This is a genomic window from Streptomyces sp. NPDC049687 (assembly GCF_044465285.1).
Taxonomy (GTDB): domain Bacteria; phylum Actinomycetota; class Actinomycetes; order Streptomycetales; family Streptomycetaceae; genus Streptomyces.
Genome location: NZ_JBITLN010000005.1, coordinates 1 through 13,349, shown reverse-complemented (window position 1 = coordinate 13,349; position 13,349 = coordinate 1). Strand labels below are relative to the sequence as shown.

Annotated in this window: 15 protein-coding genes; 4 read left to right on the top strand and 11 right to left on the bottom strand. The window is 71.9% G+C overall.

The features are described from left to right. Positions 1-63 precede the first annotated feature (63 nt). Together ACIBVL_RS17025 and ACIBVL_RS17020 are read right to left on the bottom strand one after the other, a co-directional pair. Positions 64-2,448 (bottom strand): SpoIIE family protein phosphatase, encoded by a 2,385-nt coding sequence (locus ACIBVL_RS17025; RefSeq protein WP_399097958.1) that lies wholly within the window; start codon positions 2,446-2,448, stop codon positions 64-66. Between the two features lie 125 nt (positions 2,449-2,573). Then, positions 2,574-3,839: an ArgE/DapE family deacylase gene (locus ACIBVL_RS17020; RefSeq protein WP_399097957.1), complete on the bottom strand. Its 1,266-nt coding sequence runs from the start codon at positions 3,837-3,839 to the stop codon at positions 2,574-2,576. A 157-nt stretch (positions 3,840-3,996) separates the two neighbouring features. On the opposite strand from ACIBVL_RS17020, the gene ACIBVL_RS17015 reads away from it, so the two are divergent. Next, entirely contained in the window at positions 3,997-4,608 is a 612-nt protein-coding gene (locus tag ACIBVL_RS17015; RefSeq protein ID WP_399097956.1) for a LuxR C-terminal-related transcriptional regulator, read from the top strand. Positions 4,609-4,718: 110 nt separating this feature from the next. Next, entirely contained in the window at positions 4,719-5,102 is a 384-nt protein-coding gene (locus ACIBVL_RS17010) for a hypothetical protein (RefSeq protein WP_399097955.1), read from the top strand. 61 nt (positions 5,103-5,163) lie between these two features. Here the strand turns inward: ACIBVL_RS17010 and ACIBVL_RS17005 are convergent, their stop codons facing one another. From ACIBVL_RS17005 to ACIBVL_RS16965, 9 genes are all read right to left on the bottom strand, one after another. After that, a complete protein-coding gene (locus tag ACIBVL_RS17005; protein WP_399097954.1) occupies positions 5,164-6,579 on the bottom strand; it encodes an ATP-binding protein in 1,416 nt (471 codons plus the stop codon). Further along, positions 6,580-7,311, bottom strand: a complete 732-nt coding sequence (locus ACIBVL_RS17000) for a response regulator transcription factor (protein WP_399097953.1) — start codon at positions 7,309-7,311, stop codon at positions 6,580-6,582. A gap of 127 nt (positions 7,312-7,438) precedes the next feature. Then, positions 7,439-8,029: an FMN reductase gene (locus ACIBVL_RS16995; RefSeq protein WP_399097952.1), complete on the bottom strand. Its 591-nt coding sequence runs from the start codon at positions 8,027-8,029 to the stop codon at positions 7,439-7,441. Next, the gene (locus ACIBVL_RS16990; protein WP_399097951.1) at positions 8,026-9,117 is read right to left on the bottom strand and encodes an LLM class flavin-dependent oxidoreductase; all 1,092 of its coding nucleotides are present in this window, start codon (positions 9,115-9,117) and stop codon (positions 8,026-8,028) included. Before ACIBVL_RS16990 ends, ACIBVL_RS16995 begins: the two co-directional genes overlap by 4 nt. 119 nt (positions 9,118-9,236) lie before the next feature. Beyond that, on the bottom strand, positions 9,237-9,959 hold the full coding sequence (locus tag ACIBVL_RS16985) for a TIGR03943 family putative permease subunit (RefSeq protein ID WP_399097950.1): 723 nt from the start codon (positions 9,957-9,959) through the stop codon (positions 9,237-9,239). After that, a complete protein-coding gene (locus ACIBVL_RS16980) occupies positions 9,956-10,963 on the bottom strand; it encodes a permease (RefSeq protein WP_399097949.1) in 1,008 nt (335 codons plus the stop codon). The genes ACIBVL_RS16985 and ACIBVL_RS16980 overlap by 4 nt, the downstream gene beginning before the upstream one ends. A gap of 7 nt (positions 10,964-10,970) precedes the next feature. Further along, positions 10,971-11,444 carry a MarR family winged helix-turn-helix transcriptional regulator gene (locus ACIBVL_RS16975; protein WP_399097948.1) on the bottom strand — a complete coding sequence of 158 codons (474 nt, stop codon included), beginning with the start codon at positions 11,442-11,444 and terminating at the stop codon, positions 10,971-10,973. Between the two features lie 57 nt (positions 11,445-11,501). Then, positions 11,502-11,708 carry a hypothetical protein gene (locus ACIBVL_RS16970; RefSeq protein WP_399097947.1) on the bottom strand — a complete coding sequence of 69 codons (207 nt, stop codon included), beginning with the start codon at positions 11,706-11,708 and terminating at the stop codon, positions 11,502-11,504. Positions 11,709-11,773: 65 nt separating this feature from the next. Continuing rightward, positions 11,774-12,211 carry an ester cyclase gene (locus tag ACIBVL_RS16965; protein ID WP_399097946.1) on the bottom strand — a complete coding sequence of 146 codons (438 nt, stop codon included), beginning with the start codon at positions 12,209-12,211 and terminating at the stop codon, positions 11,774-11,776. A 99-nt stretch (positions 12,212-12,310) separates the two neighbouring features. Here ACIBVL_RS16965 and ACIBVL_RS16960 point away from each other — a divergent pair, with 99 nt between their 5' ends. Continuing rightward, a complete protein-coding gene (locus tag ACIBVL_RS16960) occupies positions 12,311-13,090 on the top strand; it encodes an SDR family NAD(P)-dependent oxidoreductase (protein WP_399097945.1) in 780 nt (259 codons plus the stop codon). Next, entirely contained in the window at positions 13,087-13,218 is a 132-nt protein-coding gene (locus tag ACIBVL_RS16955) for a hypothetical protein (protein ID WP_399097944.1), read from the top strand. Before ACIBVL_RS16960 ends, ACIBVL_RS16955 begins: the two co-directional genes overlap by 4 nt. Positions 13,219-13,349: the final 131 nt, after the last annotated feature.

The following is a 13,349-nucleotide window of genomic DNA, read 5'->3' as shown; positions in this document are numbered from 1 at the left end:
GACCAGTTGAGCAGGTTCATGCCAGGTACGCCACAGGATTTGCCCACTTCCTCCACAGGTTCGTCACTCGCCGGCCCGCTGGACGCTCTGCTCCGCCCAGATCGTCTTGCCGGCCCTGGTGCCGGGACGGGTGCCCCAGCGTTCGCTGAGCTGGGCGACCAGGAGCAGGCCCCGGCCGCCCTCGTCGTAGGTGCGGGCGCGGCGCATGTGGGGGGCCGTGCTGCTGGCGTCGGAGACCTCGCAGATGAGGGTGCGGTCGTGGATGAGGCGCAGCTGCACGGGCGGTTCGGCGTGCCGGATGGCGTTGGTGACCAGCTCGCTGACGATCAGCTCGGTGACGAAGGACGCTTCGGTCAGCCCCCAGGCCTCCAGCCGCTCGACGACGTTCTTGCGGGTCTCGGCGACGGCGGCGGGATCGGGCGCCACGTCCCAGATGGCGACCCGGGAGGCGTCGAGCGCCCGGGTGCGGGCGACGAGCAGCGCCACGTCGTCGGAGGGCAGCTGCGGCAGCATCCGGGCGAGGACCGTGTCGCACAGGGCGTCCAGGGAGGCGGCGGGCTCGGCCAGCGTGCGGCACAGCCGGGAGACGCGGTCCTCGGTGTCGTCGGCGCGGACGCGGGAGTCGATCAGACCGTCGGTGTAGAGGACCAGGACGCTGCCCTCGGGCAGGTCGAACTCGACCGCCTCGAAGGGAAGTCCGCCCAGGCCCAGCGGGGGGCCGGCCGGCAGGTCGAGCAGCTCCACCGCGCCGTCCGGGCTCACCAGGGCGGGCAGCGGGTGCCCGGCCCTCGCGAGCGCGCAGCGGCGGGAGACGGGGTCGTAGACGGCGTACAGGCAGGTCGCGCCCACGTCCCCGATGGTCTCCCCGGCTTCGGGGACCTCCGCCTCGGTGGCGAGCCGGGCCACCAGGTCGTCGAGGTGGGTGAGGAGTTCGTCGGGGGGAAGATCGATGTCGGCCAGGGTGCGTACGGCCGTCCGCAGCCGCCCCATGGTCGCGGAGGCGTGGATGCCGTGCCCCACGACGTCCCCCACGACGAGCGCCACCCTCGCCCCGGACAGCGGGATCACGTCGAACCAGTCGCCGCCCACCCCGGCCCGGGCACCGGCCGGCAGATAGCGGAAGTCGACCTCCACCGCGGACTGCTCGGGCAGCCGCTGGGGCAGCAGACTGCGCTGCAGGGTGACCGCCGTGCCGCGGGCGCGGGTGTAGCGCCGGGCGTTGTCGATGCAGACCGCGGCCCTGGCCGCCAGCTCCTCGGCGAGGACGAGGTCGTCCTGCTGGAACGGGTCGGGCCGCCGGTGCCGGGCGAAGACGACGACCCCGAGGGTGGTGCCGCGGGCCGACAGGGGCACGGCCATCACGGAGTGGAAACCGAATTCACGGACGCGGGCGCTCCGCACCGGATCCTCGGCGACCCATTCGGCCATCGGGGACTCGGACACCCGGCAGCGCACGGCCCGTCCCGAGCGCAGACTCTCGACCGGCGGGGACCCCTCCGGGTACTCGTCCACCTCCCCCAGGCCGAGGACCGCCTCGGGGACGCCGGGCAGCACGGACTGGTGGGCGACGCGCCGCAGCAGCAGGGACCCGCCGGTCGTGGGCTCCTCCTGCCCCTCCTCGAACGAGGTCAGCAGGTCCACACTGAGGAAGTCGGCGAGGTCCGGGACCGCCACGTCCGCCAGCTCCTGCGCGGTGCGGATCACGTCGAGCGTGCTGCCGATCCGGGTGCTGGCCGCGGCGATCAGCTGAAGACGCGTGCGGGCCCAGTACTGCTCGGTCATGTCGTGCCCGGTGGCGGCCACGCCCAGGACGTGGCCGTCCGGGTCCTCCACCCGGTAGAGATGGACCGACCAGGCGTGTTCCCGGGTCTCGCCGGGGGCCCGCGCGTGGTTCTCGACGTACTGCGGCTCGCCGGTCTCCAGGGCCAGCCGCATCCGCTCCTCGACCTGCCCCGTCAACGGCATGGGGATCACGTCCGTCATCCGCAGCCCGCGCAGATCGTCCTCGACCAGGCCCAGTGCGCGCTGCGCGCAGCTGTTGGACCGGCGGTAGCGCAGGTCCATGTCGTACACCGAGGTCGCGCAGGACGGGGACTGCAGCATCCCCCGGCTCATGAGCGCCTCGTCCTCGGGCCGGGGGCGCTGCCCGGCCCCGGCGCAGACGAGGAGCCAGTCACGGGAGCCGTCGTCAGCCGTCCGGTGATGCGCCAGGACCTTGGCCTCCAGACGGTGGCCGGTCCGGTGCCGGAGCGCGAGCGTGCCGTGCCATCTGGGCAGCGCGGCGAGCGGCGGAAGGTCACGTACGGCCGCCTCCTCGGCCAGCAGCGCGGCCGCCGGCCGGCCCACGACCTGCTCCGCCGGGTATCCGAGCAGCCCCTCGGCACCGTCGTTCCACCCGGTCACGGTGCCGTGCTCGTCGAGCGTGACCCGCGCGGTGAGTGCCTCCATGGCCTGTCATCTCGCTCTCCTGCGTGACGCTTTTCAGGCATATGAGGCTTTAGTACCCATTCGATCAGGTGTTCAGGCCGCAACCGGTCGGCCGCGTTCCCGGCTGCCGGAGGCGCAGGGCGGGCTCACTTCACCCCCACCGTCCGCAGCACCGTCAGCACCAGTGCCCGGGCCGCGTCGGTCACCTCCCGCACGGACACGTGCTCCCGCGCGCTGTGCGCGACGGCGATGTCCCCGGGGCCGAACTGCAGCGTCGGTATCCCCGCGGCGGTGTAGAGCCGCAGGTCGCTGCCGTACGTCGCGCCGCGCTCCCGGGGCCGGCCGGCGCCGGTGGCGTCGGCGTACGCGTCGGCGACGGTGTCCCGCAGCGGATGCCCCGCCGCCAGCCGCCCGCTCGCGAACTGCCCGCCCGGCCATTCCACCACCGCCGGATGCGCCCCGAGCCAGGGATCCTCGGCGCACACCTCCGCCACGCACCGCTCCAGCGCCGCGCGCGCCTCGGCCGGTTCCTCCCCGAGCCGCACCCCCAGCCGCCCCTCCGCGACCAGCGTGTCCGGCACGCTGCTGGCCCAGTCGCCGGAACGCAGGGTGCCGACGGACAGGGAGTAGGGGATCGGGTACTCGGCGAGGAGCGGATCGGCGTCGCGGTTGCGGTCCGCCTCCAGGCGGGCCAGCGCCCGGTGCAGGGGCAGATAGGCGTCGATCGCGCTCACCCCCGCCTCGCGCGAGCCGGCGTGGGCGGCCCTGCCGGGCACGGTGATCCGGAAGGTCAGCGCTCCCGCGTTGGCGGTGATGACCGTCCCGGCGGTCGGCTCGGCGATCACGCACGCGTCACCGCCGTACCCCCGCCGCAGGGTCCCGAAGGCACCGATCCCGCCGTCCTCCTCCCCCACCACGCAGTGCACCGCGACCCGCCCGCGCAGCCGCACCCCGGCCGCCCGGATCGCCGCCAGCGCGGCCAGCTGCGCCACGAGCCCCGCCTTCATGTCACAGGCCCCGCGCCCGTGCACGAGGCCGCCGGCCACCCTCGGCACGAACGGATCGCCGTCCCACGCCGCCGGATCCCCGGGCGGTACGACGTCCACATGTCCCTGGAGGACGAGCGTCGGCCCGTCCCCGCCCCCCGGGGTGTGCCCCACCAGCCCCCACGCCTCCTCGCGCGGCACCTCCATACCGGGGAAGTCCGGATCCGCGAACAGCGCGGGCAGATCCATGGACCACAGGTCGACGTCCAGCCCGAGCCGCTCCAGCCGCCCCGCCAGATGATGCTGCAGCTCGGACTCGGCGGCGCTCCCGGTGACGCTCGGTATCGCGATCAGCTCCAGCAGCGTCCGTACGGCGTCCGTCTCGTCGACCGCCGCCAGCGCGGCCGCCTCCTGCCCGCTCGGCATACCCGTCCCCTCCCGCTCCCCCGCTCCGTCTGCCCACAGTGAACCAGGCGGGCGTTCCCCCGGAGGGGCCAGTCCACCGCGCCGGGGGCGGCCGCTGCGCCGACTCTGGGGAACGGGCATGCGCGTCGGGGCAGGTCCATCGAGAGCGGAGATGCCGATGAGCGGTTGCGCCGAACTCGTGCGGATCGCTGTCATCGGGGACTGCCCCGTCTTCCGGCACGGCATCTCGCATCTGATCGGCACCGCTCCCGACCTCCATCTGGTCGTGGCCGTGCCGTCGGTGGAGAGCGCGGACGGCAGACTGCGCGAGGCGGAAGTCGTCCTGATGGACCTCCAGCAGTCCGGTCCGAGACTCGCCGCGACCGTGACGACGCTGCGCAGGAGGGGGCATGCCGTCCTCGTCGTGTCGTCCTCACCCCGGCTGGACGCGGTTCAGGTGATCCAGGCGGGCGCGAGCGGTTATCTGAGCCGGCAGGCGGAGCCGAACGAAGTACTGACGGCCATCCGGACCGTGGGCTCGGGCCGCAGCTATGTGTCCGCGCCCGCCAGCCAGCTGGTGGAACGGTCCCCCCGTTTCACGGACCGGGAACGGGAAATCCTGCGCCTTCTCGCCCACGGTGCGACCGACCACGAAATCGCCGCGGAATTGGGCATCAGCAAGCACACCGTCCAGTCACACCTCGACCGGATCGGCGAGAAGACGGGCTCGCGCCGCCGCCCCGACCTCACCCGGATCGCCGTGGAACAAGGGCTCACCGAGCGGGGGTGAAGGCCTGCGGGTGGGTAGTCCTACCCCGCCCGACGTGGGCATTTGTCGCTCTTGTTTCGGCAGGACGGACGCAAGACCGTGAGAAGGGAGCCGACCAACTAGGAGAAGTCATGCGTAATCGTCTCGCAATTCTCACCGTCGCAGCGCTGCTGCCCCTGACAGGAGCGGCGGCATCGCTCGCCGTCGCCGGTCAGGCGCAAGCCGTCACCCTCGGCAAAGTCACGGTATTCGGAACGGTCGACGACTGCGACGACGACTCTTCCCCCGACACGGTGAAGATAAAGGCGGGCTCGGAAACGAAGACCGACAATTCGCTCGCGGGGAACAGCAACTCGTACTCCGTCACGTTCAAGAAGATCGGCACGAACGCCACGGTGACGGCGAAGGCGACCGTGACCTGCGAGAGCGGAGCCACCTACAAGCAGAGCTTCGACGTCAAGGGTTCGCCCAACACGGACACCGTGAAGCGGAAGCAGAACCTCGAGCCGCAGTAGGACCGGTGCGCCGGGCCGGGTTTCGCCAGGGCGACGCCCGGCCCGGCCGCATGGTCCCCCGTCAGAACCCCCCGCCCACCGTGAACCCGATCACCGACCCGCCCCCCGCCCGCCGGTGCGCGAAGGGCGTGCCCCCGTGGGCCAGCGCCACCTCGCGCACGATCGACAGGCCCAGGCCGGAGCCCGGCAGGGAGCGGGCGTCGGCGGCGCGGTAGAAGCGGTCGAAGACGCGGATGAGGTCGGCCTCGGCGATGCCGGGTCCCCGGTCGAGGACCTCGACGCGGACGACTCCGGGCCGGGCGGGCCCGGTGACGGCGATCTCGACGGGCGCCCGGCCCTCCCGGTCGAACTTGGTCGCGTTCTCGACGAGATTGGACACCGCCCGCTGGAGCATCCCCGGCCGCCCGTCGGTGGTGGTGTCGCCGCTCGCCCGGACCAGGACCTCCCGTCCGGTGCGGCGCCGGGCGAGCCCCGCGACCTCCTCGGCGACCTCGGCGAGGTCCAGCTTCCGCGGCGGCTCGTTGTCGGACTGCCCGGCCGCGAGGTCGACGAGCTCGTTGACCAGGTCGGTGAGCTCGCGGGCCTCCTGGGTCAGGTCCGCCACCAGGTCCTCCCGCATGGACGCGGGCAGTTCGTCGATCCTCCGCAGCAGCGAGATGTTCGTACGCAACGAGGTCAGCGGCGTCCGCAGCTCGTGCCCCGCGTCCTGCACCAGACGGCGCTGGTCCTCCTCCGACTGGGCGAGCCGCCCCAGCATGCGGTCGAAGGCGCGACCCAGCCGGCCCACCTCGTCATGGCCGGTCACCGGCACCTGGACACCGAGGCGGCGGGTGCGGGCGACGTCCTCGGCGGCGGTGGTGAGGATGACCAGACGGTGCGTGATGCGCCGGGCCAGCCACCAGCCGAACAGCCCCGCCGCCGTCACCACCGCGATCATCAGGATCAGCGTGCGCTGCTGGAGCGCCCGCAGCAGGTCCTCGGTGTCGCTGAACTCCTGCGCCACCTGCACCGCGCCCCGCCCGCCACCGAGCGCGACCGTCGCCACGCGGTACACATCGCTGCCGACGTCCACGTCCTTGTGCTCGGCCATCCGCCCGGCCGCCGCGGCCGCCGCGACCTCCCGGTCGGCGGGCACCACCGGCAGGCCGGGGCTCCCGCTGTCCACGACCGTGCCGTCCGCGCCCAGCACCTGCACGTTCGTCCGCGCGGGACGCACGATGTCGTGCCCCGGCGCCGCCGAGGAGAAGTCCTCCGGCGCCATCCGGTGCCCGCGCACCTCGTCCCGCAGATCCTGTACGACCTCGTCGAACACCGACTCCTGGTCGACCCGCACCAGCCGGGCGGCCGCCGAGTACGACAGCACACCCACCAACACGGTCACGGCGGCGGTCACGGCCGCGAAGGACACCGCGAACGTGGTGCGCAGCGAGACCAGCTTCGGCCGGGGCCCGGCGAGCAGTCGGCGCAGCCGCCCCACTCAGTCCTCCCGCAGGACGTAACCCACTCCGCGCACCGTGTGGATCAGCTGTGAGGCACCCGGCTGATCGAGCTTGCGGCGCAGATAGCCGACGTAGACGGCCAGGTTCTTGGAGCCGGGCCCGAAGTCGTAGCCCCAGATACGGTCGTAGATCGTCGAGTGGTCGAGGACGATCCCGGCGTTGCGCACCATCAGTTCCAGCAGCTCGAACTCGGTGCGCGTGAGCTCCAGCTCCTTCTCGCCCCGCCAGGCCCGCCGCGCCTGCGGGTCCATCCGCAGTCCGGCCGCCTCCAGATACCGCTCGGATCCCTGCCTGGGAGCGACGGCGGGGGTGGCCGCCTCGGACACGCCGGGGGCGCTGACCGTCCCGGACCTGCGCAGCAGCGCCCGCAGCCGGGCGAAGACTTCCTCGACGTCGAACGGTTTGACGACGTAGTCGTCGGCGCCGGCGTCCAGGCCGGCGATCCGGTCGGCGGTCTCCACCAGCGCGGTCAGCATCAGGATCGGTGTGCGGTCGCCCTCGGCGCGCAGCACCCGGCAGACCTGGAGACCGTCGATCCCGGGCATCATCACGTCGAGGACGAGCACGTCCGGCGGCGACTTGTGGGCGTGCGCCAGCGCCTCGACGCCGTCGGCGACCGCGGTGACCTGGTAGCCCTCCAGGGCCAGGGCCCGTTCCAGGGCGTGACGGATGGCGCGGTCGTCTTCGGCGAGCAGCAGGGTGGGAGGCACGCGTCCAGTTTGCCAAGCTTTCGGAGTCGGACGACCTGATGATCTTCCTTCCGATGCCCTTCTTACTGCCCTCTCACTCTGCCGAGGGCACCCCGCCGCCACGGTGCCGACAACCCGCCGGCCGTTCTCAGCCGGCGGGCCGCAGCGCCGCCAGCTGGTCGGCGAACGGTACGACGTCGAAGTCGTCCTTCACCTTCCTGGGCGCCGAAAGCCCGCTCATCAGCGCCGCCAGCTCCCCCGCCGCCCGCTCGATCCGCTCGGGCAGACCCTCCGCGCCCCAGTCCTCGGAGGCCGCGTAGACGGCGGTCGGCACGACGACGGCCCGCAGGTAGGCGAAGAGCGGCCGCAGCGCGTGCTCCAGCACCAGCGAGTGGCGGGCGCTGCCCCCGGTCGCAGCGATCAGTACCGGCTTGCCCGCCAGCGCGTCCTGGTCCAGCACGTCGAAGAACGACTTGAACAGCCCACTGTAGGAGGCGGAGAACACCGGCGTGACGACGATCAGGCCGTCCGCCCCCGTCACCGCGTCCAGGGCGTCCGCGAGCTTGCGGCCGGGGAAGCCGTTGGTGAGGTTGTGCGCGATCTCCACGGCGAGGTCGCGCACCTCCACGAACCGGACGTCGACGGACGCCTTCCCCGCCACGGCCTGCGCCAGCCGGTCGGCCAGCAGCCGGGTCGACGACGGGACGCTCAGCCCCGCCGAGACGACGACGAGCCTCATGCCACGACCTCCTCGGCTTCCTTCGCGGCGAGCAGCGACCGGTGGGTGGGCGCCTCCGGCACCTCGGCCGGCCGGCCGACCGCGAACTCCTTGCGCAGCACCGGCACGACCTCCTCGCCGAGCATGTCGATCTGCTCCAGGACGGTCTTCAGGGGCAGCCCCGCGTGGTCCACGAGGAACAGCTGGCGCTGGTAGTCCCCGGCGTACTCGCGGAAGGACAGCGTCTTCTCGATGACCTGCTCCGGCGTGCCGACGGTCAGCGGGGTCTGGTCGGTGAAGTCCTCCAGGGACGGCCCGTGCCCGTAGACCGGCGCGTTGTCGAAGTACGGCCGGAACTCGCGCACGGCGTCCTGGGAGTTCTTCCGCATGAACACCTGCCCGCCGAGCCCCACGATGGCCTGCTCGGGCGTGCCGTGCCCGTAGTGCGCGTACCGCGCCCGGTACAGCTCGACCATCCGCTTGGTGTGGTCGGCCGGCCAGAAGATGTTGTTGTGGAAGAAGCCGTCGCCGTAGTAGGCGGCCTGCTCGGCGATCTCGGGGGACCGGATCGACCCGTGCCAGACGAACGGCGGTACGTCGTCCAGCGGCCGGGGCGTCGACGTGAACCCCTGCAGGGCGGTCCGGAACTTCCCCTCCCAGTCCACGACGTCCTCGCGCCACAGCCGGCGCAGCAGGGCGTAGTTCTCGATGGCGAGGTTGATGCCCTGTCGGATGTCCTGCCCGAACCAGGGGTACACCGGTCCGGTGTTCCCGCGGCCCATCATCAGGTCCACCCGCCCGTCGGCCAGATGCTGGAGCATCGCGAAGTCCTCGGCGATCTTCACCGGGTCGTTCGTGGTGATCAGGGTGGTGGAGGTGGACAGGATCAGCTTCTCCGTCCGCGCGGCTATCCAGCCGAGCATGGTGGTCGGGGACGAGGGCACGAACGGCGGGTTGTGGTGCTCACCGGTCGCGAAGACGTCGAGCCCGACCTCCTCCGCCTTCAGCGCGATGGCGACCATGGCCTTGATCCGCTCGCGCTCGCTCGGCGTACGGCCCGTCGTCGGGTCCGGCGTGACATCGCCCACCGTGAAGATCCCGAACTGCATGGTCGCTCAACCTCCAAAGTTGTTGACCATTCAACTATACCCGTCCAACGACCCCCCTCCGTTTCTTATTCCGGCACCCGCACCACACCACCGACCCCCGCCGCCCCGGGTCCGCGTCACTACCCGAGCGGCACCGCGTCCATGTACGCGTTGGACGGCTTGCGCACCTTCTCCACCCTGCGCGCATCCACCGCCACCGCCGCCGAGGACGACCCCAGCACCCCGCCCGCATGCCAGGTCCCGTCCACAGTCACCCACGTGTCGGCCTTCAGCGAGGCACCCCCGTACACCCGCACCTTCAGCGTCATCGAGTCCGCCGCACAACAGCTGATGACGATCCGGGTGAGATACCAGCTCCGCTCGTCGGCACGCGTCACGAACCCGGTCATCCGGACCGTACGCCCCTTGATGGCCCGCGAGCGATCCTGCTGCACCCGCTGCGTGAACTCGGTGAGCGTGATCGGCAGAGGCGAGGTCGCGGGCAGCGGATCGAAGTCGTCCTCCTGCACCTCGACCGCCTTCACCGGCTCCCGCGAGGCGGTGTACGACCCCAGCGCGGGCGGAGCGTAGAACAAAAGGCTCAGCACCGGCAGGAACAGCAGCCAGGCAACGCGCGGCACACCGGAGTGGTCGTGACCATGGCCGTGCTCCTCGTGCCCCTCCCCGGAGGACGAGGCCCACGCCTCCGCCACCCCCAGCCCGATCAGCAGCACCCCGGAGGCGATCAGCAGCGGCCGCATCCCCTCCTTCACGTACCGCAGGTACTCCTCCGTGAACAACGAGGTGTGCAACAACCCCAGCCCAGCGAGCACCAGCAGCCCCACCTGCACGAACCGTTTCACAGGAGCACCCCTCCGACCACCGCGCTGCACACCACCGCGACGACGACCGTCGCCGAGGAGAACCGGACCGCGAAGGCCCGCCCGAACGTCCCCGCCTGCAACGCGATCAGCTTCAGGTCGACCATCGGCCCCACCACCATGAACGCCAGCCGCGCGACCGGCGAGAACCCGCTCAGCGAGGCCGCCACGAACGCGTCCGCCTCGCTGCACACCGCCAGCAGGATCGCCAGCGCCGCCAGGAACAGCACCGACAGCCATACCGAACCCGAGAACGCGTCCAGCACCGACCGCGGCACCGCCACGTTGAACGTCGCCGCCGCCATCGCCCCGACCACCAGAAAACCCCCCGCGTGCAGGAAGTCGTGCTGGAAACCGCGCCGGAACTCCGTCCAACGGTCGGCCCCCGGCCGGTGCCCCGTGTGCCGTACGACGGGCCGCAGCCACTCCTCCCGCCCCAGCCAGAGCCACAGCCAGCCCATCACGGCGGCCGTGACCAGCGAGGCGAGCAGCCGGGCCAGCACCATCTCCGGGGCGCCGGGAAACGCGACGGCCGTCGCGGTCAGCACCACCGGGTTCACGGCGGGCGCGGAGAGCAGGAAGGCGAAGGCGGCCGCAGGGGTCACTCCCCGCCCGATCAGACTGTTCGCCACCGGCACCGACGCGCACTCGCACCCCGGCAGCACCACCCCCGCCATCCCCGCGACCGGCACCGCCAGCGCCGCCCGCTTCGGCAGCAGCCGCCCGAACACGGTCGCCGGCACGAACGCGTTGATCGCCCCCGACAAGGCCGTACCCAGCAACAGGAACGGCAGCGCCTGCACGGTCACCGCCAGACACACCGTCCGCCACGCCTGCACGGCCGGCTCGTCCAGCGACCGCCCCACGACCACCAGCACCAACCCCGGCAGCACGGCCGCACCCAGCAGCAACAGCGGCCAGCGCCGCGGCAGTTGCCGCGCGGGAACCGCCTCCGCCAGGTCCACGCGTATGTCGACGTCCTGCATGTCCGCCCTAGACCCGGCCTTCCCGCAACCGTGCGATCCGATCCCCGTGGAACTCCACCGTCCGCCTCATGTGCCGCAGGATCACCGCGACCTCGTCGTCCGCCAGGTCCTCGAACAAGGGCGAGCGGTCCCCGCCCAGCCGCTCCCACATCCGCCCGAACTCGGCGATCCGCTCCGGCACGGTCGCCACCAGCACCCGCCGCCGGTCGACCGCGTCCCGCTCCCGGACCACGTACCCCGCCCTCTCCAGCCGGTCCACCAGCCGCGTCGCCGACCCGGTGGTCAGTCCCGTCAGCTCGGCCACCCGGCCCGTCGTCACCGGCTCCCGCTCCAGCGTCAGCAGGTTCAGGCACTGCAGATCGGTCGGATGCAGCCCCAGCCGGTCGGCGAGCGCCTGATTGAACAGGGCGTACGACGCCACGTACCGGCGGGAGACGGTGGACAACTCGTCCAGCAGCCTCGACCGCACGTTCCCGGACATCGCCCAACCCCTTCGTCAGCGCCGTTGCCGAGATCGTACTCAGGGACAGCCCCGGCCTCAGAAGTAGTACGCGTCGCCCGTGTCGAGCACCAGCACCCGCAGCCGGTCATTGGCGCGATTGCGGTCCACCGACCCGCCGGGCCACACCGTGTCGACCGCCGGCGTCAGCCGTACGTCGACCCCCCGCCCGCCGTCCCTGCGAGGCCGCCCTGCACCACCGCCACGGCACCCCAGACGGCGAACCCCGCATCCTGCGCATGCCACCACTCCTCGTCACGTCCTCGCGGGGAGGCATCCCCCGCGAGGAGGTGACGAGGCGCCCCCAACGGTCAGGTCAGTTCCTCGGGCAGCAGCCCGAGCTGCTCCATGAACTCCATCTCGTCGAAGTACAGCCGATAGTCGACGATCTTCCCCTCGGCGCCGACGGTGGCGAGGTCCACCCCGCGGAGCCTGATCTGCTTCTGCGTCGGGGGCAGCGACTCCCCCGAGGGCAGCTGGATCGGCCCTGTGTTCCGGCCCGTGAAGAACCCCTCGTCGATGGCCGTGTTGCCGATCTCGTACGAGTGCACCGGCTCGTAGCGGGCGTCAGTGATCATGTCCGTCAGCTGACGCCAGTACTGCGTGATCTCCGCACGCCCGTGCATCTCACCGCCGTCGGGAGTGAAGGCCACCGCGTCCTCCGCGAACAGCTCACCCACCCGCCGGGAGTCCGCCTGCCTGGTGAGAGACTCGGTGAGCCGGTCCATGACCTCTCGCGCCTGTCCCATGGTCCACCTCCCTGTCAGAGGATCACCCGAGCCCATTTTCCCACCGATATCCTGGCCGGACAGACTTTCGACGGCTCGACCACGTCCAAGGAGCAGCCCATGGCCACCGCCGCACCGTCCGCCGCCTCCAGCATCGCCGTCGTGACCGGTGCGAGCAGCGGAATCGGCGCCGCCACGGCCCGCCGGCTCGCCGCCGCCGGTTACCGCGTCGTCCTCACCGCCCGCCGCAAGGACCGCATCGAGGCGCTGGCCGAGGAGATCACCACGGCGGGCGGCTCGGCCACCGCGTACCAGCTGGACGTGACGGACCGCGCGGCGGTCGACGAGTTCGCGACGGCCTTCACGACGATCGGCGTCCTGGTGAACAACGCGGGCGGTGCCCTCGGCGCCGACCCCGTGGCCACCGGCGACCCGGCCGACTGGCGCACGATGTACGAGACGAACGTCCTCGGCACCCTGCACGTCACCCAGGCCCTGCTCCCCAAGCTGGTGGCGAGCGGCGACGGCACGGTGGTCGTGGTCTCCTCCACCGCCGGCCACGGCACGTACGAGGGCGGCGCCGGGTACGTCGCCGCCAAGCACGGCGCCCACGTCCTCGCCGAGACCCTCCGCCTCGAGATCGTCGGGCAGCCGGTCCGCGTCATCGAGATCGCCCCCGGCATGGTCAAGACCGACGAGTTCGCCCTGACCCGCTTCGGCGGCGACCAGGACAAGGCCGCCAAGGTCTACGAGGGCGTCGCCGAGCCCCTCACCGCCGACGACGTGGCCGAGACGATCGCCTGGGCGGTGACCCGCCCCAGCCACGTCAACGTCGACCTGCTGGTCCTCCGTCCCCGCGCGCAGGCGTCGAACACCAAGGTGCACAGGGAGCTGGGATGACCCCCGAGGACCCGCCCGCCAAGGAGCAGCACAACGAACGCCTGATGTGGTGGTGGCTCGGCTACTTCCTCTTCGGCATCCACATCGTCGCGTTCGTGATGATCTACGCGGTCAGGCACGCCAAGTAGAGCTCTGGTGCCGGGCGAACGTCGCCTGCCGCGGCACTAGGTGTTCTGTCCACGGAGGTTGGTGACGCAGGTCTCGGCTGAGGGATCTTGAAATGGGTGAGGGCCTTCTGGCCTGGTGTGGACTGCGACAT

Excerpts from the sequence above, each read along its gene's own strand:
- ACIBVL_RS17020 (WP_399097957.1), bottom strand. The coding sequence starts at position 3,839 with ATGCCGAGCGGGCAGGAGGCGGCCGCGCTGGCGGCGGTCGACGAGACG.
- ACIBVL_RS16995 (WP_399097952.1), bottom strand. The coding sequence starts at position 8,029 with ATGAGGCTCGTCGTCGTCTCGGCGGGGCTGAGCGTCCCGTCGTCGACC.
- ACIBVL_RS17010 (WP_399097955.1), top strand. The coding sequence starts at position 4,719 with ATGCGTAATCGTCTCGCAATTCTCACCGTCGCAGCGCTGCTGCCCCTG.
- ACIBVL_RS16965 (WP_399097946.1), bottom strand. The coding sequence starts at position 12,211 with ATGGGACAGGCGCGAGAGGTCATGGACCGGCTCACCGAGTCTCTCACC.
- ACIBVL_RS16955 (WP_399097944.1), top strand. The coding sequence starts at position 13,087 with ATGACCCCCGAGGACCCGCCCGCCAAGGAGCAGCACAACGAACGCCTG.
- ACIBVL_RS17025 (WP_399097958.1), bottom strand. The coding sequence starts at position 2,448 with ATGGAGGCACTCACCGCGCGGGTCACGCTCGACGAGCACGGCACCGTG.
- ACIBVL_RS16990 (WP_399097951.1), bottom strand. The coding sequence starts at position 9,117 with ATGCAGTTCGGGATCTTCACGGTGGGCGATGTCACGCCGGACCCGACG.
- ACIBVL_RS17015 (WP_399097956.1), top strand. The coding sequence starts at position 3,997 with ATGAGCGGTTGCGCCGAACTCGTGCGGATCGCTGTCATCGGGGACTGC.
- ACIBVL_RS16975 (WP_399097948.1), bottom strand. The coding sequence starts at position 11,444 with ATGTCCGGGAACGTGCGGTCGAGGCTGCTGGACGAGTTGTCCACCGTC.
- ACIBVL_RS16960 (WP_399097945.1), top strand. The coding sequence starts at position 12,311 with ATGGCCACCGCCGCACCGTCCGCCGCCTCCAGCATCGCCGTCGTGACC.
- ACIBVL_RS16980 (WP_399097949.1), bottom strand. The coding sequence starts at position 10,963 with ATGCAGGACGTCGACATACGCGTGGACCTGGCGGAGGCGGTTCCCGCG.